This is a genomic window from Paenarthrobacter sp. 2TAF44 (assembly GCF_052114885.1).
GTDB lineage: Bacteria > Actinomycetota > Actinomycetes > Actinomycetales > Micrococcaceae > Arthrobacter.
In genome coordinates this window covers 61,107-87,695 of the sequence record NZ_JBFRFP010000010.1, presented here as the reverse complement: position 1 = coordinate 87,695, position 26,589 = coordinate 61,107, and the positions used below count along the sequence as shown (strand labels likewise).

At 61.7% G+C, this 26,589-nt stretch carries 25 protein-coding genes and 1 tRNA gene; 11 read left to right on the top strand and 15 right to left on the bottom strand.

The genetic code is table 11. The features are described 5' to 3' along the window. Window positions 1-27: 27 nt before the first annotated feature. A complete protein-coding gene (locus AB4Z15_RS11610) occupies window positions 28-567 on the top strand; it encodes an O-acetyl-ADP-ribose deacetylase (RefSeq protein ID WP_442017386.1) in 540 nt (179 codons plus the stop codon). Window positions 568-654: 87 nt separating this feature from the next. Here the strand turns inward: AB4Z15_RS11610 and AB4Z15_RS11605 are convergent, their stop codons facing one another. Then, complete coding sequence (locus AB4Z15_RS11605) at window positions 655-1,584, bottom strand: RluA family pseudouridine synthase (protein WP_442017446.1); 930 nt, start codon at window positions 1,582-1,584, stop codon at window positions 655-657. Between the two features lie 95 nt (window positions 1,585-1,679). Between AB4Z15_RS11605 and AB4Z15_RS11600 the strand changes: the two genes are divergently transcribed. Both AB4Z15_RS11600 and AB4Z15_RS11595 read left to right on the top strand, forming a co-directional pair. Beyond that, a complete protein-coding gene (locus tag AB4Z15_RS11600) occupies window positions 1,680-2,315 on the top strand; it encodes an ArsR/SmtB family transcription factor (protein ID WP_442004691.1) in 636 nt (211 codons plus the stop codon). Further along, entirely contained in the window at window positions 2,308-3,000 is a 693-nt protein-coding gene (locus AB4Z15_RS11595; protein ID WP_442004692.1) for an SRPBCC domain-containing protein, read from the top strand. The genes AB4Z15_RS11600 and AB4Z15_RS11595 overlap by 8 nt, the downstream gene beginning before the upstream one ends. Before the next feature lie 88 nt (window positions 3,001-3,088). Here the strand turns inward: AB4Z15_RS11595 and AB4Z15_RS11590 are convergent, their stop codons facing one another. Further along, window positions 3,089-3,664: a TetR-like C-terminal domain-containing protein gene (locus AB4Z15_RS11590; protein ID WP_442017385.1), complete on the bottom strand. Its 576-nt coding sequence runs from the start codon at window positions 3,662-3,664 to the stop codon at window positions 3,089-3,091. A gap of 80 nt (window positions 3,665-3,744) precedes the next feature. Here AB4Z15_RS11590 and AB4Z15_RS11585 point away from each other — a divergent pair, with 80 nt between their 5' ends. Then, window positions 3,745-4,242: a DUF4188 domain-containing protein gene (locus tag AB4Z15_RS11585; RefSeq protein WP_442004694.1), complete on the top strand. Its 498-nt coding sequence runs from the start codon at window positions 3,745-3,747 to the stop codon at window positions 4,240-4,242. A 14-nt stretch (window positions 4,243-4,256) separates the two neighbouring features. Here AB4Z15_RS11585 and yczR read toward each other — a convergent pair whose 3' ends face one another. Next, window positions 4,257-5,711: a MocR-like transcription factor YczR gene (gene yczR / locus AB4Z15_RS11580; protein ID WP_442017384.1), complete on the bottom strand. Its 1,455-nt coding sequence runs from the start codon at window positions 5,709-5,711 to the stop codon at window positions 4,257-4,259. A gap of 60 nt (window positions 5,712-5,771) precedes the next feature. On the opposite strand from yczR, the gene yczE reads away from it, so the two are divergent. Then, window positions 5,772-6,410: a membrane protein YczE gene (gene yczE, locus AB4Z15_RS11575; RefSeq protein ID WP_442017383.1), complete on the top strand. Its 639-nt coding sequence runs from the start codon at window positions 5,772-5,774 to the stop codon at window positions 6,408-6,410. Between the two features lie 29 nt (window positions 6,411-6,439). Here the strand turns inward: yczE and AB4Z15_RS11570 are convergent, their stop codons facing one another. The 6 genes from AB4Z15_RS11570 to AB4Z15_RS11545 form a co-directional block, all read right to left on the bottom strand. Further along, the gene (locus tag AB4Z15_RS11570; protein WP_442017382.1) at window positions 6,440-7,270 is read right to left on the bottom strand and encodes a DNA-formamidopyrimidine glycosylase family protein; all 831 of its coding nucleotides are present in this window, start codon (window positions 7,268-7,270) and stop codon (window positions 6,440-6,442) included. Further along, window positions 7,263-12,170: an ATP-dependent helicase gene (locus AB4Z15_RS11565; protein WP_442017381.1), complete on the bottom strand. Its 4,908-nt coding sequence runs from the start codon at window positions 12,168-12,170 to the stop codon at window positions 7,263-7,265. Before AB4Z15_RS11565 ends, AB4Z15_RS11570 begins: the two co-directional genes overlap by 8 nt. Before the next feature lie 55 nt (window positions 12,171-12,225). Then, window positions 12,226-12,855: a DUF4232 domain-containing protein gene (locus tag AB4Z15_RS11560; protein WP_442017380.1), complete on the bottom strand. Its 630-nt coding sequence runs from the start codon at window positions 12,853-12,855 to the stop codon at window positions 12,226-12,228. 114 nt (window positions 12,856-12,969) lie between these two features. Then, window positions 12,970-13,707, bottom strand: coding sequence for a YcnI family copper-binding membrane protein (locus AB4Z15_RS11555; RefSeq protein ID WP_442017379.1), 738 nt, complete (start codon window positions 13,705-13,707; stop codon window positions 12,970-12,972). A 100-nt stretch (window positions 13,708-13,807) separates the two neighbouring features. Continuing rightward, window positions 13,808-14,425, bottom strand: a complete 618-nt coding sequence (locus AB4Z15_RS11550; protein WP_442017378.1) for a hypothetical protein — start codon at window positions 14,423-14,425, stop codon at window positions 13,808-13,810. 138 nt (window positions 14,426-14,563) lie between these two features. Next, entirely contained in the window at window positions 14,564-15,124 is a 561-nt protein-coding gene (locus AB4Z15_RS11545; RefSeq protein ID WP_442017377.1) for an SRPBCC family protein, read from the bottom strand. A gap of 151 nt (window positions 15,125-15,275) precedes the next feature. Between AB4Z15_RS11545 and AB4Z15_RS11540 the strand changes: the two genes are divergently transcribed. Further along, a complete protein-coding gene (locus AB4Z15_RS11540; protein WP_442004703.1) occupies window positions 15,276-15,938 on the top strand; it encodes a hypothetical protein in 663 nt (220 codons plus the stop codon). A gap of 429 nt (window positions 15,939-16,367) precedes the next feature. On the opposite strand, the gene AB4Z15_RS11535 is transcribed toward AB4Z15_RS11540, so the two are convergent. Beyond that, window positions 16,368-17,414 carry a glycosyl hydrolase family 28-related protein gene (locus AB4Z15_RS11535; protein WP_442017376.1) on the bottom strand — a complete coding sequence of 349 codons (1,047 nt, stop codon included), beginning with the start codon at window positions 17,412-17,414 and terminating at the stop codon, window positions 16,368-16,370. 421 nt (window positions 17,415-17,835) lie between these two features. Then, window positions 17,836-19,419: an ArnT family glycosyltransferase gene (locus tag AB4Z15_RS11530; protein ID WP_442017375.1), complete on the bottom strand. Its 1,584-nt coding sequence runs from the start codon at window positions 19,417-19,419 to the stop codon at window positions 17,836-17,838. 306 nt (window positions 19,420-19,725) lie between these two features. Between AB4Z15_RS11530 and AB4Z15_RS11525 the strand changes: the two genes are divergently transcribed. Continuing rightward, on the top strand, window positions 19,726-20,214 hold the full coding sequence (locus AB4Z15_RS11525; RefSeq protein ID WP_442004705.1) for a hypothetical protein: 489 nt from the start codon (window positions 19,726-19,728) through the stop codon (window positions 20,212-20,214). Window positions 20,215-20,423: 209 nt separating this feature from the next. Here the strand turns inward: AB4Z15_RS11525 and AB4Z15_RS11520 are convergent, their stop codons facing one another. Then, a complete protein-coding gene (locus tag AB4Z15_RS11520) occupies window positions 20,424-21,425 on the bottom strand; it encodes an Abi family protein (protein ID WP_442004706.1) in 1,002 nt (333 codons plus the stop codon). 297 nt (window positions 21,426-21,722) lie between these two features. Further along, window positions 21,723-21,812 (bottom strand) — tRNA-Ser (locus AB4Z15_RS11515). Window positions 21,813-21,983: 171 nt separating this feature from the next. On the opposite strand from AB4Z15_RS11515, the gene AB4Z15_RS11510 reads away from it, so the two are divergent. Genes AB4Z15_RS11510 through AB4Z15_RS11495 form a run of 4 tightly spaced genes read left to right on the top strand, consistent with a single transcriptional unit; the run spans window position 21,984 to window position 25,623 of the window. Next, complete coding sequence (locus AB4Z15_RS11510; RefSeq protein ID WP_442004707.1) at window positions 21,984-22,985, top strand: zinc-dependent alcohol dehydrogenase; 1,002 nt, start codon at window positions 21,984-21,986, stop codon at window positions 22,983-22,985. 3 nt (window positions 22,986-22,988) lie between these two features. Next, complete coding sequence (locus tag AB4Z15_RS11505; protein WP_442004708.1) at window positions 22,989-23,387, top strand: 6-pyruvoyl trahydropterin synthase family protein; 399 nt, start codon at window positions 22,989-22,991, stop codon at window positions 23,385-23,387. Next, complete coding sequence (locus AB4Z15_RS11500; protein WP_442017374.1) at window positions 23,388-24,395, top strand: glycosyltransferase family 4 protein; 1,008 nt, start codon at window positions 23,388-23,390, stop codon at window positions 24,393-24,395. Between the two features lie 4 nt (window positions 24,396-24,399). After that, window positions 24,400-25,623, top strand: coding sequence for a DNA glycosylase AlkZ-like family protein (locus tag AB4Z15_RS11495; protein ID WP_442017373.1), 1,224 nt, complete (start codon window positions 24,400-24,402; stop codon window positions 25,621-25,623). Window positions 25,624-25,644: 21 nt separating this feature from the next. Here the strand turns inward: AB4Z15_RS11495 and AB4Z15_RS11490 are convergent, their stop codons facing one another. Together AB4Z15_RS11490 and tadA are read right to left on the bottom strand one after the other, a co-directional pair. Continuing rightward, window positions 25,645-26,025, bottom strand: coding sequence for a VOC family protein (locus AB4Z15_RS11490; RefSeq protein ID WP_442004711.1), 381 nt, complete (start codon window positions 26,023-26,025; stop codon window positions 25,645-25,647). A gap of 21 nt (window positions 26,026-26,046) precedes the next feature. Then, the gene (gene tadA / locus AB4Z15_RS11485; protein ID WP_442004712.1) at window positions 26,047-26,583 is read right to left on the bottom strand and encodes a tRNA adenosine(34) deaminase TadA; all 537 of its coding nucleotides are present in this window, start codon (window positions 26,581-26,583) and stop codon (window positions 26,047-26,049) included. Window positions 26,584-26,589 lie beyond the last annotated feature (6 nt).

Below are 26,589 nucleotides of genomic sequence, written 5' to 3'. Positions count from 1 at the left end.
CCGGCCGCTCGGCGGGAGACTGGCGCAATGCAGATCGAAATCTTGCCCGGGGACATCACCATGCGCGACGTCGACGCGATCGTCAACGCCGCCAACTCGTCACTGCTTGGTGGAGGGGGAGTGGACGGAGCGATCCATCGGGCCGCCGGGCCAGAACTGCTTGAGGCTTGTCGCGAGGTTCGTCGCAGCAAACTGCCGGACGGGCTGCCTGTTGGGGCCGCCGTCGTGACCCCCGGATTCGGGCTCCCGGCGCGCTGGGTGATTCATACCGTGGGTCCCAACCGGCACGCCGGGCAAACCGATCCCGCGCTGCTCGCCTCGTGCTTCCGCGAAAGCCTGAAAGCCGCTGTGGAGGTGGGTGCGCGGTCCGTCGCTTTTCCCGCGATCAGCGCCGGGATCTATGGTTGGGACGCCCGCGAGGTCGCTAAAGTAGCGCTCGACGCCGTGAGGTCGTTCTCATCTGAGTCTTCAGCTGGTGCCACGACCGCCAGCGGACTTGAGTTGGTGGAGTTCGTGCTGTTTTCGGAGGACACGACGGCGGTCTTCCGGTCTGTGTTTGAGTCCTGAGCCTCCGCTGGGCTGCTCCCGCTCAGGCAGGTCACCGGGATGACGAGCACGTTGAACACAGCGCCTGTGGCGTCGTTGAGAGCAAGGTCAGCCGTGGGCTTCGCTGAGCTCCAGTTGGCTACGGTATTCCACGCGCTCCTTGGTGATGGGATCCACGAAAGTGATACCGCGTGCCAACAATTGAAGCGGTTTGCTGTAGTCGTCCGGGGCCTTGTCCAACAGGTCCGGGTAGAAGGCGTCGTTGACGATGCCCAGACCCAGCGATGCCATGTGCACCCGGAGCTGGTGTGTCTTTCCGGTGTGCGGCTCCAGCCGGTACAGCGCGCGCTGGTGAGTCCCGGCGTCGAACGTTTTTGTCTGTTCGATACGCGTTTCGGCGTTCGGTTCGCCATCGATAACTTCGGCGAGCAGATAGCTGCGGGACTTGGTCATGCGGTTGCGGACCACCACCGGAAATTCGACGGTGGGAAAACCTGCGGCAGGCGCCGCGGCGGACACGCACTCGTATTCTTTTTGGACCTGGCGCTTCTCGAAGAGAACCTGGTACTTGCCGCGGGTCTCCGGGTTGGTTGAGAGCAGCAAAATGCCGGCGGTCATGCGGTCGAGGCGGTGCATGGGGATGAGGTCCGGAAGGTCGAGCAGATTCCGGAGCCGGACCAGCGCGGACTCCTGGATGTACGTGCCGCCGGGTGTCGTTGGCAGGAAATGCGGCTTGTCCACCACGAGGATGTGTTCGTCCTGATGCAGGATGTTGATGTCCACCGGCAGGCGCGTTTCCGGGGGGAGTGTGCGGTAGTACCAAATGAAGGTGTGGTCCTCGAGCTTGGTGCTCCTGCTCAGGCGCACGCCGCCTTCGCCCACGATTTCGCCGGCGTCGAAACGGTCCTCGATGCCTTGGGGGTCGATGTGTCCCCAGCGGTGCATCATGTAGTCCATCGCAGTGTCCCAGGGCCCCTCGTCCGGGAGGCGCAGGCGGGTCGCGTTTACGCCGTCGCGCACGGGAAGGGGGGATTGCATCACCGGACAATTCTACTGTGGCTCCCACAACGCAGCTCTAGCCGACGATAAAATAGTTCTTGACAATAAAAATTGTCGGTGAGCATACTTGAAGCATGTTGGACATCGAAGTGATTGAGGACGCAGCGGCGGCAGAGGCCTCGTTGGACCCGATCCGCACACGCATACTTCAAGAGCTGGCGGAGCCGGGCTCGGCCACTCAACTGGCCGCCAAGGTGGGGTTGCCCCGGCAAAAGGTCAACTATCACCTCAAAGCTCTCGAGCGGCATGGCTTGGTGGAGCTTGTGGAAGAACGCCGGAAAGGCAACGTCACGGAGCGCGTACTTCAGGCGACGGCGGCCTCGTACCTGATCTCGCCCGTCGCGTTGGCTTCGGTGGCCCCGGATCCGCAGCGTTTCTCCGACAGGTTCTCCGCCTTCTGGCTCCTGGCGCTCGCCTCCCGCACAGTCCAGGAAATGGGCAAGCTTATTTCCGGTGCGGCCGCTGCCAAGAAGAAGCTCGCAAGCTTCGCGATCGACGGCGAAATTACCTTCCGCTCAGCCGCAGAACGCGCCGCTTTCGCTGAAGAGCTCGGCGTGGCGGTCACGCGGCTCGTCGATAAGTACCACGACGGCGGTGCTGCCGCAGTGGCGGGCGGAGCACGAAAGCACCGGCTCGTCGTCGTACTTCATCCAACACTCAAGACACCGTCAACGGAAAAAACAGCAGAAAAGGAACAACGCAATGACTGACAACCGGAAATTCGAGATCGTGGCGGACGCCGAACTGCCGGGCACTCCAGAGCGGGTGTGGCAGGCGGTTACCAAGGACACGGCGGCCTGGATGTTCCCCACGGATCAGTGGCCCGATGTGAAAACCGTCGAAGAATACCCCAGCCACCTTGTGTCGCGGATGGAGGGTCCCAATGGTTGGTTCAACCAATTGGAGCACGTCCTGGAGCCCGTCGAGGGTGGCCGCGCCAAGCTGCACTATGTCCACAGCGGCATCTTCGCCGACAACTGGGACGAACAGTACGACGGCGCCAGCAAGCACACGGAGTTTTACCTCCACACCCTGGGCCAGTACCTGCAGTATTTCGATGGGCAGCCCGTGGTCTTCACGGATGTCCAAGCGCCGGCTTCTTCGCAGACTCCGGATGGATTCGTGCAGCTGAAAAGGGCTTTGGGCGTGGATGGCATGACGGCCGGTACCCCGTTTGAGGTGGACGTCGACGGCGTGGGTCGGCTGAGTGGCGAGGTGGACTTCTCCAACGAGAACTTCCTGGGCCTGCGCACCTCCGACACGCTGCTCCGTTTCTTCGGCAGGAATGCTTTTGGTGCGCCGGTGGGCATGACCGTGCATGAATTCGGTGGCTCGGGGGACTCCGAGCTGACGGCGAAGGCGTGGGGTGCGTTCCTGGAGAAGGTGTACGCGTAGGGTCACCTTCCGGGCCTGCCCCAAGTAGGTAGCAGTAGATGCCGTTTTGAACGTTCAGAACGGCATCAACTGCTACCTACTTTTGGGCTTAAGGGGCCCAAGCGCGGGCGACTGCTTCAAGGGAGGCGTCATAGATCCCGGCCCAGTCCGTTTCGGGTTCATTCATCCGCGCCAGCTCCAGGCTGACGAGTCCGTGAACCTGCCCCCAAATGGCCATTGCGATGAGGGGGGGATCATCGGAACGGATCCTCCCGGCCCTTTGGGCGGCGACTACTGCCTCCACCAGCGGGAGCATCGAGGCTGAGGCGACTTCCGGCGTCGGGCTGCAATCCACATACGCGGCCAGCGCGCCGCTGAACATGAGCCGGTAAAGCGCCGGATGTTCCAAAGCCCAGACGCGGTACGCCCGGCCCAGGCCCAGGAGTCCGTCTTTGGCCGCGTCCTGTTGAGACTCGCCGAAAGAGCGAAAACCGTCGTCGACGGCGGCCGTCAAGAGTTGCGATTTCCCGCCGAAGAGCGAGTAAATCGCCGAGGTGGAGGTGTCTGCGGCCGCGGCGACGTCGCGGAGAGTGACACGAGCGGGACCTTCGCGGTCCACGAGCTCCGCGGTTACTTCCAGGAGCCGTTGCTGAACGTGCTGATCATGAACAATGGGTCTTGCCATGTCTCCAAGTGTTTCATAACATCGTTTCATAACAACGTTACGAAACTGGGAATCCAAAGTTTCCCAACCAAAGGAGCGACATGGCACAGGAGATTTTTCCCGGACGTTTTACGGCTGACATCGGGGGAGAAACAATGACTGTCTTCCTGATCGGGATGCGGGCCAACCGGTGGTGGAAGATGGGCAAGGTGGCGCGGGTAGCATCATCCATGCCCACGATGATGCGGCATCTTGCCGCCAATCCCGAGGCCGGGTTGCTCGGGAGTGAGCAATGGTTCGGGCGCACCACCATTCTGCTCAGTTATTGGGAAAGTCCCGAGCATCTGAGGCGCTTCGCGGCGGACCGTGAATCCCCACATTTGGGTCCATGGCGGAAGTTCATGAAGGAAATTTCCGGCAGTGGCGATATCGGGGTGTGGCACGAGACGTACCAGGTACCGGCGTCGGGCATTGAAGTGGTGTACAACGGCATGCCGCTCTTTGGCTTGGCCAAGGCAACTTCCCATGTTCCCGTCGGCCCGGGCAGCAACACGGCGAAACAGCGCATGGGTTCAGCTGCTGGCGTGGCGCCCAAGTAGCGGGTGAGCGGCTCTTAGGCGACTGCGACGGCGGGTGGCCGCCCGGCCTTGAGGGTCCGGCGGAGTTGGGGAGAGGCGTCGAGCTTGTCCTGGGCGGCGCGCAAGGCGCTCACGGCGAATTCGAGCTGCGCTGGTGGCAATGTATAGGGGACGCGTAGGTAATGCTCGAAGGCGCCACCCACTCCGAACCGCGGTCCGGCTGCCAAACGAAGCCCGAAATCCGGCGCCAGCACAGTGAGAGCAGTGCTGCAGGCTGTGGGCAGGCGGCACCAAGCCGTGAGTCCGCCGCGGGGCCTTTCCACCTCCCATTCCGGCAGGTGTTCGGCAAGCAGTGCGAGCAGGGACTCCCGGTTGTGACGCAGCTCGTGCAGGCGGGCATCGAGCGGTTCGGCGAATGACCTCACCAGTCGCGCGGCAGCCAACTGCTCAACCACGGGTCCACCGAGGTCCATGGTGGTCCTGGTCGCCACGAACCGGGTGATCATCGCTTCGTCCGCCCGGATCCAGCCCGTCCTGAGTCCGGCCCAATGCGACTTGCTGAGCGAGCCGATCGAAACGACCCTGGCACTGAAGGCTGACATCGGCGAGGTCTTGACGGCGTCGAGGTTCAATCCGCGCAATGTCTCGTCCACCACCAGCACGGTCCCGGCGGCAGCGGCCGCCCGGGCTAAACGGCGGCGCTGCAGATCGGACATGATGCGCCCTGTGGGGTTGTGGAAGTCAGGGACAAGGTAGGCCATTGCGGGGCGCTGCTGGTTCATCGTGGACACCATGGCATCAACGTCCCAAGCAGGGGAAGCGTGGGGTGGCAACCCGACAGGCAGCACTTTGCAGCCCGCCGCCCGTATGGCATCCAGGGCGTTTGGATAAGTGGGGTGTTCCACCAAAACCCTGTCCTGCTTTCCCACGAGGGTATGGAGAACTACGTTGAGGGCGTGCTGCGCACCGGATGTCACCAGGATCTGATCCGCGGTAGTGGGTACTCCTTCCGCGGCATACTTCTCCGCGATTGCCTGCCGCAGGGCTGGCACTCCAAGGGCGTCGTACCCGAAACCGGGGAGCAGCGCAGGCAATTCAGTGAGGGCATCAGCGAACGCCCGGTGGACAACTTCACCGGCCGCCGGAAGCGATGCGTATGCCAGGTCCAGGAGTCCTTCAGGCGCAGCAAGGCCCGGAACGCTCACAGGTGCGTCGCGGTGGGGGATGCTTGTCCGGCCGCGGCTGCCTTGGCCTGCGGTGAGGAAACCTTGTTCGCGAAGGCTCGCGTAGGCCGCAGTGACAGTGGTGCGGCTCAGGCCGAGCGTCTGCGCCAGCGCACGCTCACTGGGTAGTGCGACGTCCAGCGGAATGCGCCCATCCATCACCAGCAAACGCACGACATCGGCCAGCTCGCGGTAGGCGGGCAGGGCGCCGCTACTCCAAGAGCCCAGGAGGCGGACGAGTGCGGTGGGGTTCAATGAGCCTGGCATAGGACCAGTATTCCAAACTGGCTATGGAATACAAGGCCAGATTTCCACGACCATGGATTCATGATGACCCGAAGAATCACACAACTCCTGATCGGCCTGGCGATGTACGGCATCTCGCTGGCCATGTTCATCCGCGCCGGTCTTGGCCTTGACCCTTGGGACGTCTTCCACCAGGGCGTTTCGGAAAAGACCGGTTTCAGCATTGGGGTTGTGGTGATCGCCGTCAGTTTCCTCGTCCTCCTCCTCTGGATCCCCCTGCGGCAAATGCCCGGATTCGGAACCTTGGCAAACGCCATCCTTGTGGGAGTCTTTGCTGATCTGGGCTTATGGCTGATCCCGGAGTTCTCACACCTGGGCGGACAAATTGCGATGCTGGCCGGCGCGGTGATCCTGAATGGGATCGCGTCCGCTTGCTACATCGGAGCACGCCTCGGCCCGGGAGCCCGTGATGGCCTGATGACGGGGCTGGTTCGCCGGACAGGGTGGTCTGTCCGCCTTGTCCGAACGGGAATTGAAGTAGTGGTCCTGGCCGTCGGCTTCTTGCTGGGTGGGTCCGTAGGTGTCGGTACGGTAGTTTACGCGCTGGCAATCGGTCCGATCGTGCAGGTTCTCTTGCCGAAGTTCATGGTCCCTGAACCTGCCAAGGCTCCGGCCCCGGCTGAAGCTACGGAGGCTGTGGAGGCCGCGCCGGCCGCCTGACGGCCAGCCGTCCCAACGCTACCCACGGACTACGGGAGGGGTTGGCATCTGGGACAGAAGTAGATGTCGCGCTCCTCGGTTCCATCCGGCGCTGCAAGGACGTCGCGGCGAATAGGCGTTCCGCAGCGCCTGCATGGCTGGCGTGCCCTGCCGTAAACCCAGTAGCCGGGCCTCATCGCCCGGGGACCCAAGGTGGTCCGCAGGCCTGGACCGAGGTTCTCGCCCAGGAGTCTCTTGGCATCGTTGACGGTCTTGGCGAGATCCGGCACTGAGCCCACAGGCAACGCGGGGTGGATTCCGGAAAGGAAGCATGATTCGCAGCGGTAGATGTTGCCGATCCCGGCCAGCTTCCGCTGATCGAGCAGGGCGTAGCCGATGGGGACGTCGGGTTCAGCCTGGAGCCGGCGGAGGGCTTCTTCCTCATCCCAGTCAGGGCCGAGCAGATCAGGCCCTAGGTGCCCGACGATCCGATCTTCCTCGCCACTTGGCACCACCTCGAGAATGCCCAACGAGAACCCGACCGCATCAGCGGAAGCCGTCCGCAACACGCATCGTGCAGTGTGCCCCGGTTTGGTCCAGCGACCTCCCGGCGGGTAGACCATCCAACTCCCTTCCATCTTGAGATGGGAGTGGATGGTCAGCTCACGGGGTTTCCTGCTCGCTCCAGGTTCCTCGTCCTCAGGCCCCACCAAGCGCATGAGCAGGTGTTTACCTCGGGGAACCACCTCGGTCATTGTCCAACCCGCAAGGTTCAAGGTGGCGAAACGCGGCACCCGGAAGTCTGAAGCTGTAATGACCTGCCCGGCCAAGGCCGCGTTGAGGCGCGAGGCTGCCCGCCAAATGGAATCTCCCTCAGGCACGGATCCGCAGCCCCTTCGGAGTTGAATACGCTCCTGCGGCCGCAAGCGCTGCAGCAATCGGCGTATCCAGGAGGTCGTGACCGTTGACCTTCTCCATGAAAAGCTTGTCCACCGCTCCGCGACGCACCACATCCACCAAGGCTTCGGCAGCGACCCCTAGGACGGCGTCGTCATGGCTGAAGGTGAGAAGAGTCTTACCGCCGCGCTCAACGTAAAGGACCAACGCGCCGTCGACCATCACCACCAGAGCGCCGGCCTTCCGTCCGGGGCGGTGTCCGGAACCGGCGTCGACGGACAGCGCCGGCCAAGGCAGCGCTGCGCCGTAAGGGTTGGCCGGGTCCGTGGCTGCGAGTGCCAAAGCCGCGGGTTCTGCCTTGGCGATGCGCGCATCTTCGGTGAAGGAACGCAGCCTATCCACCGTTGCGGGGACGGCGAATTGGGCGGCACCCAGATGCTCGATGAAGTAGCCACGGCGGCAACGCCCGGCTTCCTCGAGTCTTGCCAGGACTTTGTACATGAGCCCGAAACCGCCAATGATGTTCTCGGCCATGACCGACCCCCGCGTGACCACGCCATACCGGTCCAGCAGCAACTCGGCGGTGCCGCGTGCATGGATGGTCGGGTCAAGTTCGGGCGAAGGCAGCGCGGACCAGCGTCCTACGGCTGATGGCGGGGCGGGAGCGGTGCCGGAGACGGAACCATAACGCCCACCTGTAAGCCCGGGGGATCCCAGAAGGCCCGTGCCGTGGGAGCGCCCCAACCTGCTCATTCTCGGGGCACGGGCGCGAGGTGCCTTGGCGACCTGCCGGTGTGCTGTGCGCCCGCCGGCGATCATGGCCCGCACCGGAGCAAAGGTGTCGCCGGTGACGCGGCCGGCCCACACCAGGTCCCAGAGTGCCGAGACCACGGCGTCATCGCTCAACACAGAGTCCATTCCGCCCGCCACCTCAGTGAGTTGGCGGAAGAAGTAACCGCCTCCTGCACCCAAGTAGTCCAGGAGCCGTTGTTGGGCATCGCCGGGTTCGAAATCGGGCGCCGGATTGAGCGTCAGCTCGGCGGAGTCAGCCACGTGGAGCGTGATCCAGCCGTCGTTTCCAGGCAAGGCCCCAGCCCCGGACCACAGCAACTCACCGGCGGCCATCAGTTCGTCCAACATGGCGGGCTTGTAGTCCGCCACGCGGCTCGAGAGCACCAATGGCTCCCATGCGGAAGCGGGGATGGGAACGCCTGAGAGCTGATCGACCGCCGTGATGATGCCGTCGAGTCCGCGCAATGCCTGGCTCCGGGATTTCCCCGGTGCCGTCACGTTCTGCCACGCCGGCAGGAACCGCCCATACGCGGCAGTGTCAACGGGCTCAACCTCTGCGCGCAAAGCAGCCAGCGAACGACGCCGGAGCTTCCGTAGGACCTCGGCATCACACCATTCGCTGGACGGCGGTGCGTCTGCGGACATGAGCTCTGGATTTGCCGCTTCCACCGTGCTGCTCTCCGTCGCCACGGCATGCGGCCGGAACTCACCCTCCACAACACGGCCATCGGCCGCGAGCCGCTTCAGTGCAGTATTGACGACGGCGACGCCAAGTCCCAGCCTGGACGCGGCCTCGGCTGCTGTGAACGGTCCGTGGGTGCGCGCATACCGTGAGACGAGATCGCCCAGGGGATCGTGGACAGGCTCAATGAAGGCAAGCGGCACGCCCATGGGCAGGGGAACACCGATGGCGTCGCGCAGACGGGCGGCATCTTCCACTGCTGCAAAACGTTCGACGCCGCCGATCGTTACCTTCAGCGCCCGGTTGGCTTTCTGGAGTGCGGCAAGGTGTGAGCCCGCATCCGCCGCTTCTTCAAGACGCTCCATCACTTCCTCGACGCTGAGTGGACCAAGGAGCCGGAGGAGGTCAGCGACACCTTCCATTCCGCGCACGCGACGGTCCGGCACCAGACGCTGCAGCTCGCGTTCCGTGGCATCGATGACCGCCGCGTCAAGAAGCTCGCGCAACTCCACCCTGCCCAAAAGCTCATTGAGCAGCGTGGAATCCAAAGCGAGGGCCGCCGCCCTACGCTCGGCCAAGGGGGAATCGCCCTCGTAGAGGAACTGTGCCACATAGCCAAACAACAGGGACTTCGCGAACGGTGACGGCTGCTGGGTGGTGGTCTCCACAATGCGCAGTTCGCGGCGCTCGACGGATGCGGCGATGTCCTTGAGGGCGGGCAGATCGTAAACATCCTGCAAGCATTCCCGGACGGTTTCGAGCACGATGGGGAACGACGGGTACTTCCGGGCGACGTCCAGCAATTGGGCAGAGCGTTGACGTTGCTGCCACAGGGGTTGGCGCTTGGCGGGGTTTTGGCGGGGCAGCAGCAGCGCGCGGGCGGCACACTCACGGAACCGGGAGGCGAACAACGCGCTGCCCCCAACCTCAGCGGTGACGATCTGTTCCAGTTCTTCGGGATCGAAGAGGAACAGCTCGGCGCCGGGTGGCTCGTCCTCCATCATGGGGACGCGAAGAACGATGCCGTCATCGGCGGCCATGGCTGAGCCATCCAAGCCGTAGCGCTGCTGAAGGCGTTGACCAACGGCCAGAGCCCACGGCGCGTGAACAGGCATGCCGAAGGGGCTGTGCAGGACAACACGCCAGTCCCCGAGCTCATCATGGAAGCGTTCCACGACCAATGTTCGATCGCTGGGAACGATGTTCGTAGCCTGCTTCTGTTCTTCCAGATATTGCAGCAGGTTGCCGGCAGCAAAGGCGTCGAGCCCACTCGCTTGGCAGCGCTCCATTGCCGGCGCAGGATCGGCCGCGGAGAGTTCGCGGATGAAGGCCCCCAAAGCGCGGCCGAGATCCACCGGACGGCCGAGCGAATCGCCTTTCCAGAAGGGGAGCTTTCCCGGTTGGCCGAAAGCAGGGGAGACCAAAACGCGGTCGTGGGTGATGTCTTCAATTTTCCAGCTGGTGGCTCCGAGGGCAAAGATATCGCCTACCCGTGATTCGTAAACCATTTCTTCGTCGAGTTCACCAACGCGGCGTCCACCCTTCGCGGCACGGGCGGAGGCGCTGGGACCTTCCCCATCGGCGTTGGCAGAGGATGAGGATCCTTCAACTTCCGTGCCGATGATGTACACGCCGAAGAGGCCTCTGTCAGGAATGGTGCCGCCTGAGGTGACGGCAAGGCGCTGTGCCCCTGGTCTGCCCTCAATAGTTCCTGCATGCCGGTCCCAGATAATGCGTGGCCGAAGTTCTGCAAATTCGTCGGACGGATACCTGCCGGCAAGAAGGTCCAGCGTGGCCTCAAATGCGGACCGGGGCAGGCTGGCAAAAGGCGCCGACCGGCGGACCGTGCTGAACCATTCCTCGACGTCGATGCTGCCCAGGGCCGTAGCGGCCACAGTTTGCTGGGCAAGGATGTCCAAAGGATTCGTGGGGATGCTTAGGCGCTCGATTTGGCCGCTTAGCATCCGTTCGACTGTGACGGTGGTGTGAAGGAGGTCAGCCCGGTGCTTGGGGAACAACACGCCCTCGGAGATCTCGCCCACTTGGTGGCCGGCACGCCCTACACGCTGCAGGCCGCTGGCTACCGAGGGCGGTGACTCTACCTGGATGACCAGGTCCACGGCTCCCATATCGATGCCAAGTTCCAGAGATGAGGTGGCAACGACGCAGCGCAGCCTGCCTGACTTCAGGTCATCCTCGATCATGGCCCGCTGGTCCTTGGAGACCGAACCGTGGTGGGCGCGCGCCAAGACAGGATCTGCTCCGCTCGTGCTGCCGGCCTGGGCCATCATATGGGCCGGCGTCGCCGTGGACACGGGAGCGCCCGCTGACTTGGTGGCCGGCCCGGTGCCCCAGCTTCCCGAATCCTCTGCGTTGTCGGGAGCGCCCCACTCTCCTCCGGCCGCGGCCAGCATTTGCCGTTCGGCATAGATCTCGTTCAATCGGGCTGTCAGCCGTTCGGCCAGGCGGCGTGAGTTGGCGAAGACGATGGTGGACTGCTTGGAAAGGACAAGATCGCCAATCTGTTCCTCAACATGGGGCCAGATGGATGCTTGGGGTTGAAGCCCGGAAGCAGGGCCGGAGTCAAAGGCGCCCGCAGCCCCTTGGAGGTCCGACATGTCCTCCACAGGCACAGTGACTGTGAGATTCCAGTTCTTCTTGGACGGCGGGGCCACAATTTCCACAGGGGCTTGGCCCGCCAGGAACTGGGCTACAAGCTCACGCGGCTGCACCGTAGCAGAGAGGCCAATCCGCTGGGCCGGCTTCGGTAGAAGAGCATCCAGCCTTTCCAGAGACACCGCAAGATGGGCCCCACGCTTGGTTCCTGCGACAGCGTGAACTTCGTCAATGATGATGGTGTCTACTTCGCTCAGCGTTTCCCTGGCACGGGACGTCAGCATCAAGAACAGGGACTCCGGCGTAGTGATCAGGATGTCCGGCGGGTTCGATAACAGCGAGCGGCGATCTGCCGCCGTCGTATCTCCGGAACGGACGCCGACTGTCACCAGTGGTGCCGGGAGCCCTAATCGCTTGGCAGTTTGCGTTATCCCGATGAGCGGTGAGCGAAGGTTCCGCTCCACGTCAACACCCAGTGCTTTAAGGGGCGATATATAAAGGACGCGGGTCTTTGTCTTGGGACGCTTCGCGCGGCCCTTCCCGTCGGGGACGGACTCCAATCCGGGCAACGTATCCGACGGCGTGGAATGCAACCGGTCTAAGGCCCAAAGGAAAGCGGCGAGGGTCTTACCGGAACCAGTGGGGGCCACCACCAGGGCATGCGAGCCCGACGAGATAGCGTTCCACGCACCATCCTGGGCGGGAGTGGGCGCGGAAAAAGCGCCAAGGAACCATTCCCTGGTTGCCTGGCTGAAACGGCCTATGGCGCCGATGGACGCCTGCTGCTCCTGCATTCCTCCATCATGCCCCACGGCTCAGACAGAATAAGCCCGAGCCGTGGGCTGATGGTTAGACAGCCTGGAAGGCAGTGATGGTCAGGAGTTTGATGCCTGCGTTGCTGCAGGCATCGTGTTGCTCAGCGACGAACAGTGACGCTGTGTCGTTAGGCGGGTAGATGCGGTAACCAGCCGCCGGAACCTTGGTGCAATCGCCATAGTTTCCAGCCTGGGTGTAACGCAGTTCAGCCCACGCCGACTTCCCTGGGGCAAGCTCGATCTTGGTGACGGGCGTAGTGGTTTCACGGGTAGCGGGCTCACCGATAGGGGCGCCGTTGGCATCGGCCGTCAGGGAAACTCCCGCGAAGCCTTCCAAGGTGCAAGGCGTGGTTCCGGAGTTCGTCAGGATCAGTTTCTCGTAGATGCTCCCAGCAGCGCCGCCGCCGGTGGAATCAGTGGCGGCGGTGAGGGAACCGGCCTTGCATTGGCCTTCGGCCGCAGGCGCTGCGGAGGTGGCCGTTCCGGACGGCGAAGGCGAGTTGCTCGCGCTGGGAGAGGCCGACGTCGGAGATGCGGAAGAGGAGGTGGGAGGGGCGCTGCTGCTTCCAGCCGGGCTTGGGCTTGGCCCACAAGCAGCAAGGAGCAGCAGCGAGGCTGCGGCCGTCGTCGTCACAAGTCCAGTTTTGATGCGCTGAGTCCACATGGGCACCAGCCTTGCGCCGGGTGTGACGGGAGTCAATTGAGCCACGGCAAGGAAATTGGATTGGCGTCCGGATCGTAATCTTTCCGAACGCCAATCCTCTAAAGGTTCACGCTTTTACTTGGCGTCGTCCTTGACTGCTGCTGTCTTTGCTGACCGGCCGCGGAAGAACGCGGCGCCGCCCAGGCCCAAACCAGCGATGCCGGCGATAAGGCCGGCCCAGCTGCGGGCCTGTGATCCATCGTCGGTTACCGATGACGCCTGCTCGGTGGACACCGTGCCTGCTGCGTGGTGGTCACCTTCGGCTTCGGCAGGTGTGATGGTGACGGACGGGGCCGGTGCTTTGAGCTCGTGCTCGTCTTGTCCATCCTTTGGGATCTCCGACCAGTCAGTCTGGCCCTGCTCGCAGGTCTGCAGCGTGGGGAAGTAGAGCGTCTTGCCCGCGGCGTCGGGCAGTTTGACCGAGAGAACCAAAGCATCACGAAGATGCGGGTCCAGCGGGGCCTTGGCTGTGTAGACGATCTGGCTGGTCCGCTTGGTGATGGTGGTGCCATCGTCCAGCTTCTTCGGTGCGGGCAACGTCTCCGTGACCTTCTCAACCGTCCAATTTGGGTTGACCGTGGGCTGGGCATCGGTCAGTTCCTCGGGCAACGAGATAGCGACTTTTGTTGTGCCAAACGTGTCGCAGCCGTGGGGGATACCGAACGTCAACAGTGCGTACGAGTTGGCAGCAGTCTTGTTTGGATCGGCTGATACATGTGCGGATGCTCCGGCGAGGCCGGCCATCATCAGAACAGCGGTTCCGCCAGCGGCGGCGGTCGCGGACAGGGTGCGGCGGAGGGTGGACTTCTTCATGGGATTGCCTTTCGGGGGCGCCAGTGTCGGCGCTGGGTACGGGTTTGTGGCCCGTCACCAAGGGCGTCTGCTGAGTGCGTTGCGCTGGTGCCGGGCGGAATCAGGGAAGAACGACGACGGCGGGCGGGCCGCGGCGGCTGTCTTGCCTCAGGTTCCGCCAAGGGCGCGGCAGGAAAACGTCAGGCGCGCCGACTGCGATAGGAGAGGCGCCGGCGTCGGGCCTGAACAGCAGGGTTGGCAGGGCAGCTAAAGGACGCAGCCAGGCCCCCAGCTGCCACAGCGCATCCTCGCCCTTGGCCAGGATCACGGCAGAGCCGATCGTGGCCAGGATGTGGCCAGCCAGCATCGCGGTGCCCAGGGTGGTGCCGAGCTCATGGACGTGGGGCGTCGCTGTGTAGAGCAAGGGAGTCAGAGGTTCGGCAGCGTGGTGCGAGTTCCCTGGAGCTGTTGCCGTTACTGGACTCAACGCCGTGAAGGCCTCATGGAGCACGAGCTGGCTGGTTCCAAGCAAGGCCGTCATGGCGGTCAAGTTGAGCTTGAAGCGCGTAGCCAGCGTCGCGGCCAATCCTGTCAATGCGACAAGGGCCAACAACACCACGGTAGTGGGTAGTTCCCCGCCGCCGATCACGTGAGCCCCAGCTGCAAGAAGCACTATGACGAGCGAGATCGCACCGGACCGCAACGCATGGAAGGGTGCCCGGGGCTGCAATGAGCGCACGGAGTCCTCCCTCGATCGTCTGGCCGGATGCTGCCTGGTGTCAGCGTCTTGATTCTATCGGGAGTTCGGAGCCGGACTGGCCTCGGATGGGTGCCTATGTGGATACTTTGCGCGCGTGTGGAGATGCTGGCCCCGGGTTTATTGCTCTGAAAGTCGGCCCTTGGTACGCACAAACGTTGGTCCCGGTGGTTCCGGTATGCGGCTGGGATCCGCACCGGGCCGACGACGGCGGAGCTCAAGTTTCAGGCTTTCCTCGCCGCGCGCCATGGCCCAGTGGTGATTGGCCGAGAACGCAGGCTTCAGCAGCCAGCTCAGCTTTCGCAGGAGTGGCTTCGCTGTGCTGACCCGCCAGTCGTAGGTGATGACGACTTCCGGGCCGTCGGTTTCGAATGTCCAGCGGCCCCTGCCGTTGAGGTCTCCCTCGGCTTTGAGCGCAAAGCCGTGCAGGGTAATGGGTTCGGTAACGGTGAGCCGCCAACGCAGGGTGTACGGGAGCCAGCCCTTGGTGTGGAGGTCGAACGAGGCGCCCACGCCGTCCGCGTTGCCTTGCGCCACGGGTGTCACCTTGAGGTACACCGAGGGCCACCACTGTTTGAGGGTGGCCGCGTTACCGAGGACATCCACCACTTCCTCGCGCGTTCCGGCCACTCTCCAGACCGTCAGGAACTCGTAGTCGGTGCTTTTGCTGGTTCGTTGCATTGACCTGGCCATTGGTGCCTCCGCTGCTAATCGTACCGAGAGGTTGGTCCCGGCGCCTTAGCTTTCCAGGAGCGGCCCGATCTCACTTTTGGTGAGCTCTCTGCTGATGCTCAAAAGGGCGACTCGCGCTGGCAGATTGAGGATGCAGATCTTGCCGACACTAGGCTTGGCGATTGTGTACATAGGTCATTTCGCCGCAGCTGCTGTCATTCTCGCAGTGGCGCCTGAAACGCCCGCCTTACCAATCGCGGTCGCAGTTGCGTGGCCGGACATTGTTTGGCCCGCATTGGTCTTCGCTGGCAAAGAGTCGGTGAAAGTGGACCCCAATAATCCGTTGCAATCCCGCGTCAAATTCACTTCATACCCATACTCGCATTCGCTGGTCCTCGGTGGTGCGCTCAGCATTGTGCCTGCACTGCTGGCTGGCGTGATCTACCAGAGTGTCCTTGTGGGTGTCCTGTTCTGGGTTGGCGTCCTGTCTCACTGGCTTCTGGATGTGGTGGTCCACCTCCGGGACCTTCCAGTTCTTGGCTGGGGCCGGAGTGATCGACGTGTAGGTTTTGGTTTATGGAGCCGCCCTCGACTGGCATTCGTCCTGGAGTATGCGTTCTTTGCCGTAACTGTTCTTTTGGTGGCGCCTCCCTCGATGTTCGCCGGACTGCTCGGCGGAGGGTTGCTGCTTCATTTGTTCAATATCAACTCGTTCTTCGGCTTTACCAAGAAGAACCCAGTCGGCACGCCCAGACGCTTCGCTTTGCTTGCACTGGTGGGCTATGCCATCGCGATCATCTGGTTCACGATGTCCTGGCAGTAATTTACCGATGAGAAATGAACGGTTATATCCAGGCTGTTGGCACTGCGGCAGTTTCCTGACCGAGCACACCGCCATAGGAATCGACGGTGATGCTGGCTCCCCGGGAGGCCCGCTGCGCTGAGCTGTGGTCCTATCTCAACACTTGTGTGTTGTCTAAGCACTTATCCGTAGGGGTGCGACTCGGCAAAGGTGTCGGCGATTGCATCGTTGTGGCGGATGCAGGCCCAGATGTCCCTGAAGACACCTCCACCGGGTTCGCAGTGGAAGTGGATACTTCACAGGCAGGATCGCCTGGTTGCGCACACGAAGAAACAGCGAGAAGCCCTAAAGTCGCGGCCAGCAAAGTGGCTCTCAGAAACCGTCGCCTAGCACGCATTGAAGCTCCCAAGGATTACAGGGAAACCTATCAGGATTAGTTACCGGGAGCAGTCAATCTCCGCACGTCGCGGTCAGAGTGTTCCTGAGGTTCACATTCCCCGTGCCGGCCGGAAGGTTGTAACCGCCTGAGCTGCAGGCCGTGTTGTCCGTCATTGTCACGTACCTCACCGCGCGCTCGAAGTCGATGGCCCCTCCGGCAGTCTGGATGTCGTTGTTCCTAAAGGTGTTCCCCACGATCTGGATGTGATGGATTTGCTGCGTTCCATCGTAATAAGCGTCGTGCAGCCCGCGTGGGGAACCCCAGACGGTGTTACCCGTGAGATCAATGTTGTAAATCACGCCGGATCCGCCAGCGAGGTCGATCCCGGCGCCATGACGACCGCCGCGCACGTCGTTGTTCGCGATCCTGACGTCGTGAACGTCCTCGGCGCCGTACGTGTGGATGGCGATTCCGTCATCCCCATCGGTGCCTTTGCGTTGGTCAACGACGTTCCCAACAATGTCGCCGTTACTCGTGTTCATTGCGTGGATGCCGTCCAGTTCAACATATTTGCCGTTGGTTGTAGATTCAGTGCTGCTGTCCTTGACGCACCAGGTGGAACCGCCGACGAACGCAATTGAGTACGTCAAAGGGTTTTTCGTGTGAACACCTTGGACGAGCGAGTTCAACGAGTCGCGGACGTCAATCATGTACTCATTCAACCGGCCCGTGACGTTGCCGTTCAGAGTGTCACCTGACTGATCTGCAGTGAAGTTCGTCAGTGTTGTATTGTCGGCCCCTGCCGTCGTCACGATCGGAAAACCGCCCGCCGGACCGCTGTTGTTCATGAAGGTTGGCCCGGCCTTCAAAACGGTTGTTGGCCCGGATCCTTCGAGTTTCACATTGCTCGCCATGCGAAGTTTGCCGTTGATAACAAACGTCCCCGCAGATAGTTTCACAACGCCACCGCCGGCCGCGCCTGCCACATTGATCCTGCCTTGGATGGCGGCCGTATCGTCGATGGCGTCATCTGGAGTGGCCGTGACGGGGTAAAGGTTGGTCGCGCTGCTACCCGTGGCACCACTTAAAGTGCAGGACGACGTAACTGCAAGAGGCACGAAATTCTGAACCGATGTCGCAGTCGCGGCGGGCGCTGCCGGCGTCATTGCAATCAAGACCAGAAGTGTAGCGCTTGCAGAAGTTACGAAATGGAGCAGGCGCTGGCGCTTGCTCCGACTCCTACCTGACACCTTTGCAGCTGCCGGAGAAGACTCATCATTTGCACCACACGGCGGCGACGAGTGGAGCCCAGAGCTGTCGATGTAATAAGTCATTGATTTAGTGTCCGATCAAATTCTCGAGGCTGATGACTACGACGCGGATCGTTCACTTGTCCCGGTCGCCTTTACTTCTTTAGTGCCTGCAGCTCTGTAAACGTGACGTGAAGAACGACTTCCCAAGGGTGTCTCGGCTGGCATCTATTCAGGCGTGGGCCGTGCTTCATGCCTGGGATCCGGCCATGAGATTAGAATCCTGCCTCTACCGGTATCCGCCATTTATCGGTGGCAGGATCGTCCCTCCGGCGACTGCGGCGTCCAGCTTAGTTCGGTCCAGCTTCCAAATGACCGTCTCACCTGAAGTGGGTCCGGTAAAAATGAAAACCGGCTGAGCATTGCCCTCCAGCCAGTCCAGGAGTTCAGGAGCCGCGAAGCCGTAGCCCTCGCTCAGCGGCCTTCCCTGAGTCAGGACGTACTCGGCGCCAGCGTTCCTTAACGACTGCAACGAGGGCAAAACCTCCCAACCTTCGTGTGGCATTAGTGCGAATTCACCGGTTACCGACGTCAACCCCACCTTGGAAGATCCGGGCAGTTCGGCGTTCATCCAATCTCGTGCGCGGACAAGCCCGTCGTCCACGACTGACCTTGCCTGTAGGCCCAAACCGAGACTGAGAACTGCCACGACTGCCACTGCGGCAGTTGTGATCCTGCGAAGTCGGGGTCGCCACGAAACCAACATCGCCAGAGCCACCGGCGTTGAAACCAGGGCTGCAAGAACAACGCAGTATCCAAATTGTTCTTCTGCCGCCCCAAAGAAAACTGAATAGATGCCCACGAAACCTGTGAAAAGCGAAAACAAGCCAATGACGCGCCGACTCGTCACCTGTGAGGTGACGGCCACGGCACCGGCCAGAATCGATAGCCCCAGGAGCAGATAGCTGGTGCCGAACCGGCCAGCCATGTCTATAAGCCGTTCTGTCAGGTTCACGCCCGGAACTGAATTGAAGCCGGTCATTTGAACGGCTCCCATCATTCTTAGAACGCCCACCGACTTTTGTTCGATGAACTGCGGAAGCAGGCCGTTTGCTCCGATCACGCCTAGATAGATCAAATAGGGCACGGCGGAAACGACGAGGATTCGCAGAGCTGTAAGCAGTGGAACGGTTCTACGCCAGAACGTGGCGGCCACGAGCGGGACGACAGTGAACGCAGCAGTCATGTCTTTGGTGACGATTGCCAGCCCGAAGACCAACCCGGCGCTGAGTTCAAGCCACAAGCGTGTGCGGTCCCACTTGCGGTCTATCAGGTGAAGGACGAGTAGCCATCCCGACAGTACAGCCAGGCCAGCTGGAGTCTCCATCATCAAGCGCCCGTCCATGCGGAGGACAAAGGGATCACTGGCCTGTATGACGGCAGCCACCGCAGCTGGTCCTACTCCGACCAGACGGCGCACCAACAGAAAGCAGACAACCACCGTCAATGCTCCGAGGACCGTGTTGACCCAGCGCAATTGCAAAGCCAGGTCCATGGGGTGGCCCTCAAGACCGAGCACGCGTATTACGAGCGCGTTCAGAGCGTACGAGGCCGGGGGATGAAGAAAAAAAGGGTTGCCGAGAATTGATGGCATTTTCCCATCAGCAATTTCTCTGGCGAGGTCCGCGTAAGTAACCTCGTCGATAAATACATCGTTCGCCCGCTGAACGCCGAACACCCGGAACAGCAGGGCCAGTAATCCCACAAACACCGCGATCCACCAAGGATTTCGAAGCGTCCTGGAAGACATGATGGCCAAGCTCCGCACTCGAAAATGGGGCGGAGATGCTTCGGCTTGATCCAGCGAGTTCATGACGCTCCTCAGCGTGGTTGGATGCGCTACATGCACGATTTTCAAAGGTAATGTATTTTTCTCGATTCAAACAATCGAGCTTTTTCCTTGCAGTTTGGTGGTGGTAAGCATTTAAAGATTTAGTCTCGATTTGATTAATTCTTTAGTTTTTCGCGTCACGAAATGAAAGTTAGGTTTAGCGTCCCCTGGACCGCTGCGAGGCTGGGTCCTTTTTGGCAGCCGTGCCCTTGAACATAAGACGCAGGCTGCTAAATTGTTCTCGATGGGGGCGCATCGGGTACTCCCTGGAATCTTCAGGGGTCCCACATGAGCATGCAGTTTCCGGAGCCAACTGCTCCATCAACCACAGAAGCCGGTGCACTGGAAGCGAAGAGATCCCGCAACGGGCGGACCGGCGTCGGCCTCTGTCTGATCTTTATCGGCCTGGCATGGGTACTGCTCTTGTGGCGCACGTATGGCGGAGCCAGTTCGGAAATTGCCGCTCTCAATGAGACTGAGCGAACAGAACTGATGATGGCTGATGCTCAGAACATCATTCTGACCGCTTTCCTGCTGGCCGTCGGAATCTGGAATGTTGCCACCCGGCGCAGCAACTCCAAAACTCCATTGGTAGCGGCACTGGTCCTGGTCGGACTAGAGCTCGTCCTCGACGTCGTAAGCGTTGTTGATACCGTAACCACCACAGGGGAGATGCCCAACGTCGTCAGCTTGATCTTTCGCGTCGCCATCCTCGCGCAAACCATCAGATTGCTGCGGTTCAAGCCGGTCAATCCGCTCCTATTGCAACTGCCGTAAGGTGCCGTCAGGAGTTCAAACCGCTGGCATGCCTCCTGCCCCCAGTCCACCAAAGAAAAGGCCCGGCAACCCTCATAAACACAGGGAAGCAGGGCCTTTCAAGTGGTGGTGACGGTGGGATTTGAAACCTCTCCTGCATCACCAGTAATACGGAAAGTTCCTAGAATTCCTCTCGATATCTTCCTATGTGAAGTGGAGCCCGAACCGATCTAGTTAGGCTGCCACAGCGGGAGAGTTTCCCACCCCTTCGGACAGCCCATGCTGTACTCCATATCCAGCACGGGGTGGCCTTCCTCCGTCAGCAGTTCGCTTGCTTTCGGGAACTTCTTAAGTTGCGTTCTCAGCGTCGCGGGCCACTGGCTGCCCGAGTCGCGGGACTTCAAGAGGTAGCTAAGAAGGGCCAGTGCGTCATAGAGGCGCTTCTCCCTTGGGAGTGCCGACAGATGCGCCAGCTCGGGGCCCACAGTTGCTGACGGCACCTTAAGTTCATAGGTGAGGATTCGATTCCATAGTCGATGATGGTGCGCGCACACATTTCGCAGCCCGTTCATCGCGAGAAGCCACTTGTGAAATCGTCTGCCGTCGGTCACGCCAAAGTACCTGGCTACAGCGGTCTTGTCGGAGTCAACCAACAAACTGAAGAGGCGAACAAGTGAACCAAAAGTCAGGATCTCGGTCGTCAGCCATATCGGGAGATCGTTGCCGTACTTGATGAGATGGTGGGCGACAAAATCTTCTTCTTTCCCCTGAGTCCGCGCCTCCCTGTAGGTCTTCAGCCAGTGGTCCCAACCCGCCTTGCCCTCGATATCCAGCGCAGTGCAGGCGCCAGTGTCCAAATGAGCGGCATTTAGGTGAGCGAACTGGGAGCGCTTCCCCAAGGTGTGAGCGATAGCGGCCCGGAAGGAGATTTCAAGATCCTGAAGTCCGTCAAGGCAGATTCTTCGTAAGTTCTGATCAAACTTGTATAGGGCTGAGGCATGTTCCAAACAAGTTCCGGGGAAAAAATCCTTGCCACGCATTTGATAGGGCGTTTCCTGCTCGGAGGCGGACGGCAGCGGCACTCGAAATGGATATGTGTACGCCTTCAGGCGAGAATAGCCGATGGTTCTTAGCGTGGTTTCCGCCGTCGACCTGTCGCCAACGTCCATGCCGCGACGCGAAAGAGTCGCTCTAAGTTCGCTGTATTGAAGGTGCGGCTTCTGGTAGGTCACACGCCATCCTAGAACGCTTGTTAAATGAAGACCGGCACTTATCAAGTCTTGATCTGCGAGCAGTCAAAGTCTGAAAGCGGTGCCGGTGTTTATGGACTTCACTATACACGACCCCCAGCCGGGGTGATGGCAGCATCAGAAGTAGCCCCAGGTAGGATCCTTCGAGGTTAGTCCTTCAACCCTCTACGAAGTTGGACAGGTTGTCAGGACAGGTACGGGGTTATGACGTCAAGGGGATCCAAGCAAAGCAAAAGGCCCCGCAACCCTCATAAACAAAGGGAAGCAGGGCCTTTCAAGTGGCGGTGACGGTGGGATTTGAACCCACGTTGGCTTTTACACCAAACAACATTTCGAGTGTTGCACCTTCGGCCGCTCGGACACGTCACCAACTGAAATAGGGTACCGGAGTTCGGGCCCGTTCCCCAAAACGAGCCACAAACGCGCCACAAACGCGCCACAAACGAGCCACCAAGCAGACGCAAGCCAACCACCCAGGAAACGCCGACAACCAACGCCAGCTTCCGCCCACCCCAACCCAGCGATAGATTCATAAGCATCATGACTATCTCGCGCGAACAAGAACACGAGGCCCAGGCCTACTGGGTCACTGAGTCGGGGCACGGTGAGCTGCGCCCGGAGGCCATACCAACGCCGGGCCCCAAAGAAGCCCTCGTCAGGACCCTTTACTCGGGCGTCAGCCGCGGCACGGAGCGTGTTGTGCATGAGGGGCGGGTCCCGGAGCGCGTGGCGGATCTGATGCATGCGCCGCATCAAGAAGGCGACTTCCCCGGCCCGGTCAAGTACGGCTACCTGTCCGTGGGCGTCGTAGAACAAGGCCCGGACAACTGGCTCGGCAAAACGGTTTTCAGTCTGCACCCGCACCAGGATTTCTATGTCGTCCCGACGAATCAGCTCACAGCCATACCGGCCGACGTGCCTGCGCGCCGGGCCGTACTCACGGGCATCGTGGAGGTGGCCATCAATGCCCTCTGGGAAGCCGGGCCCAGGCTGGGAGACCGTGTCGCCGTCGTCGGGGGTGGCTTGGTGGGCGGCGTTCTGGCGACCATACTCCGAAAGTATCCGCTCGGCCGGCTGCAACTCGTGGACGCAGATACGGACAAGAGAGATCTCGCCGAAAAACTCAACATCAACTTCGCGCTCCCGGACGAAGCAGAGAACGATTGCGACATCGTTTTCCACTGCTCCGCCGCCAACGAGGGACTCAAACTGAGCCTTCAACTTGCTGGCGACGATTCCGACGTGATCGAGCTTTCATGGTTCGCTGACAAGGAAGTCACTCTGCCGCTGGGCGAGGATTTCCACGCGCGCAGGCTGACGATCCGCTCCAGCCAAGTGGGCGTGGTGGCGCTGCCGAGGAGACACAGAAGAACCAACGCCCAGCGCCTCGAACTCGCCGCGAACCAATTAAGAGACCCGGTGTTCGACACGTTCCTGAGCAGCGAATGCCAATTTCAGAATCTGCCCACCAGCCTCGTTAAGTTGTTTGAAAAGCCTGGCGGCTTTTGCCATGTGGTCGCCTATCCAAAGCCGGAGGAGTAAGACATGTTCAGCCTGACCGTCCGACGCCATTTCATGATCGCCCACAGCCTTCCCCGCGAAGCCTTCGGCCCAGCGCAGGGCCTCCACGGTGCCACGTTCGTCGCCGAAGTGACCTTCCGCCGCACCGAGCTCAACGAGGACGCAATCGTCCTGGATATTGGCGCGGCAGGCGGCATTCTTGAGGAAATTCTTGAAGACCTGAACTACAAGAACCTCGACGAACACCCTGCGTTCAAGGGCAAGTTGTCCACCACGGAGGCGTTGGCGAAGCACATCGCCGACGCCGTTGCCACCCGGATCCAGAACACAGAGGATGGGCCGGCCCTCAGCGGTATCGACGTCGTCCTTCGCGAGAATCCGGACGCGTGGGCAGGATATTCACTGGAGCTCCCGGTCAAGTAAGTGCACATCCGCTTCCTGGTGCCGGGAAACGTCCGGCATGGTTCCGGCGGGAACAAGTACAACGCCAAACTCGCCGAGCACCTGATGGCCCTGGGCGTCGGGGTCGAGACAGTCATCGTCGACGGCGATTGGCCGGTTGGGAGCGCGGCAGACCGGCGCCGGTTCGCGGAAGTGCTCGACGGCGGCGCTACAGTGATTGCCGACGGTTTGGTTGCGAGCGGGGCCCCGGAAGAGGTGGCGGGCGCGGTGAGTGCAGGAACCAAGGTGTGGGTACTCTCTCATATGGCGCTGGCCGATCACGCGGATCTTGAAGCCCGGGCTCTGGCTGCAGCCTCAGGCGTTGTCTGCCCCAGCGCCCACGCCGTCGCGGAACTGGAAAACAGGCATGGCCTCAAAAACGTGGTGATCGCCCATCCCGGTGTTGAAGCGGCTGAAATTGCCAAGGGCTCGGAACCCCCGCACATCATCGCCCTCGCCGCGCTGCTGCCCAATAAGAGCCAATCAGAACTGGTGGAAGCCCTCGCCACACTGAAGGACCTTCCGTGGGCCGCGGCCCTGATCGGCACGGAACACGCTGACCCGGCGTACGCGACGAAGGTGAGGGCCGCCGTCGAACGTCATGGCCTCCAAAACCGCATCATCATCACCGGCGAGTTGACCGGAGAATTGTTGGAGGATCAGTGGCGCAAAGCCGATCTCAGCATCCTCATTTCGAAGTCCGAGGCGTTCGGCCTGGTGGTGACGGAGTCATTGGCCCATGGCGTACCGGTTCTTGTCCGGCAGGGGACCGGTGCCGTGGAAGCGCTCGGAAGCGCAGGAGCGGGGACGGCGCTTGACCTAACACAGCCCAACAACCTTGCCAGCACCATCCGGAGATGGCTTAGCGACCACGAACTCCAGCAGACCTGGCGCACTGCCGCAATCCAGGCCCGGGCCAACCTTCCCGGGTGGGACACCACAGCAGCAAAGGTTCTGAAAGCCCTCGGAACCGGCGAGGGTGCAGAATAGGGCCATGACGCCCAAAGTCCAGACCATTCCGGCCGCAGCAACCCTCACCGCGGAGCACCTCCGGGCCTGGGCCTGGCACAAACAGGGCCTCGACGGGTCGCTCGCAGGAAAGACATCCGAGGAAGTCCTCGATCACGCCGGATGGGCACGCTCGGTGGGCGGCGCCAATCCGTACCTCACCCTGTTTGCGAGGGCGGGAATCAGTCGGGAACAGGCCGACCGCGATGTCAAAGAACTCAACATCCACGAACTCCCCACTGCCCGCGGCTGCACGTACGTACTGGGCCGGGCCGACTTCGCCTGGGGCCTGCAGATCGGCCGCGACGCCGCCGTTGCACCCTTCAAGGTATTGGCGCGACTCGGCGTGGAGCGCAGCGAGATCACCCTTCTAGAGGACCAAGTGGAGCACGCCCTGCAGGAGTCCAGCGATCCCCTGGATCCCAGGCAGCTCAAGGACCAACTGGGCGATTCTGTCCGGAGCCTCGGGGAGGAAGGCAAGAAGAAGGGTGCAGCCACCACGCTGCCCACGGCCCTGGGCCTGCTTCAGGCCGACGGCCGCATCCGCCGGGTCCCCATCAACGGCCGCCTCGACCAGCAGCGTTATGCCTACACCAAGTGGGGCCTTGGGCCCAGCAAAATCGACGACGACGGCGCTCGCCGCCTCCTGCTCGAACGGTACTTGCGCTGGACAGGCGGAGCGACTCTCAAGCAGAGCCAGTGGTTCACTGCGTTCACCGTAGCCCAGACCAAAGCGGCGCTCGCCGGCGTCGGGGCCGTGGAAGTGGCCACCGCGAACGGTGACGTGCTGTGGATGCTGCCGGACGACGTCGAACGCTTGGCCGACTTCCAAGAACCCGGCGACGAGCAGATCCAGTTGCTTGCAGGCACCGACTCACTGGTCCTCCACAGGCGGAATTCGGCTGAGATGTTCGCAGAGGAGGACAAAGGAAAGAAGGTCCTGGACACCACCCTTGCGCTTCAGGCCGACCTCCCGGATCACCCGATTCTGGACCGGGGCCGGATCATCGGCCTGTGGCAGTATGATCCCGGCAACGAACGCATCGCGGCGTGGACGTTCGCCAAGCCCACTGCCGCAGTCAGCAAGCGCATCGCCGAAATAGAAGCATGGATCCGCGATGAACTCGGCGACTTCAGGTCGTTCAGCCTGGACTCACCGGCGTCCCGGCAGCTACGGATCGACGCCCTCAACGAGGCCGCTGGTCTGTAACGCACTCAGCCCGAAAGGCATTCAGCCCGAACCATACGGCCGGGTGATTGCTTCAAGGAAGTGCCCGTCCGGGTCGCTGAAGTAGATCCCGCGGCCGCCGTCGTTGTGGTTGATTTGTTGCGCACGGGAACGTGCGGGATCGGCCCAATAGGGAATGTGTTCGGCCGTGATCCGCAAAAAGATCGCATCGAACTCCTCTTCGCTGACCAGGAAGGCGTAGTGCTGGGGCGCGATGGTTCCTGTGGCATCGAGGAAATCCAGGGTGACGCCGTTTTCCAAGGAAACAGTGACGAAGGACCACATGAGCTGTGGTGCGGGAAGCCCAAGGATGCGGGCCAGAAACGCAGCCGACGCGTGCTTGTCCGTGGCGTAGACGATGGTGTGGTTGAAAGCGATTGTCATGATTGGCTCCTTACATAGAGCTCAGGCGGGTGAGCGGTGCTCCGCTGCCGGCACACGATGTGTAGCGAAGAAGTCCCGGAGGAGCGTTGCGCATTCTTCCTCGCGCACTCCTGCATACACCTCCACCCAGTGGTTGAGCCGGCGCTCGCGGAGGATATCGAACACCGAACCTGCGGCCCCGGCTTTCTCATCCCACGCGCCAAACACGACGCGGGGAATCCGTGCCAGGACGATCGCCCCGGCGCACATGGCACACGGTTCAAGGGTTACCACCAAGGTGCAGTCCTCGAGCCGCCACCCGTCGCCGCCTTCGCCCAATTCGAGGGCATGGCGTTGCAGGGCAGCCGCGGCCTCGCGGATGGCGACGATCTCTGCGTGGGCGGTCGGGTCCCCGTGTGCTTCCCGTTCGTTGCGCCCTGAACCCAGCACACCGCCGTCGGGTCCTAGAACGACCGCGCCGATCGGCACGTCGTCCGTTTCCATCGCCAATCGGGCCTCGTCCAGGGCGAGGCCCATCCAAGCCATGTGTTCAGCGTGATACGGCTCCGTGGCGCTCATGTCTCA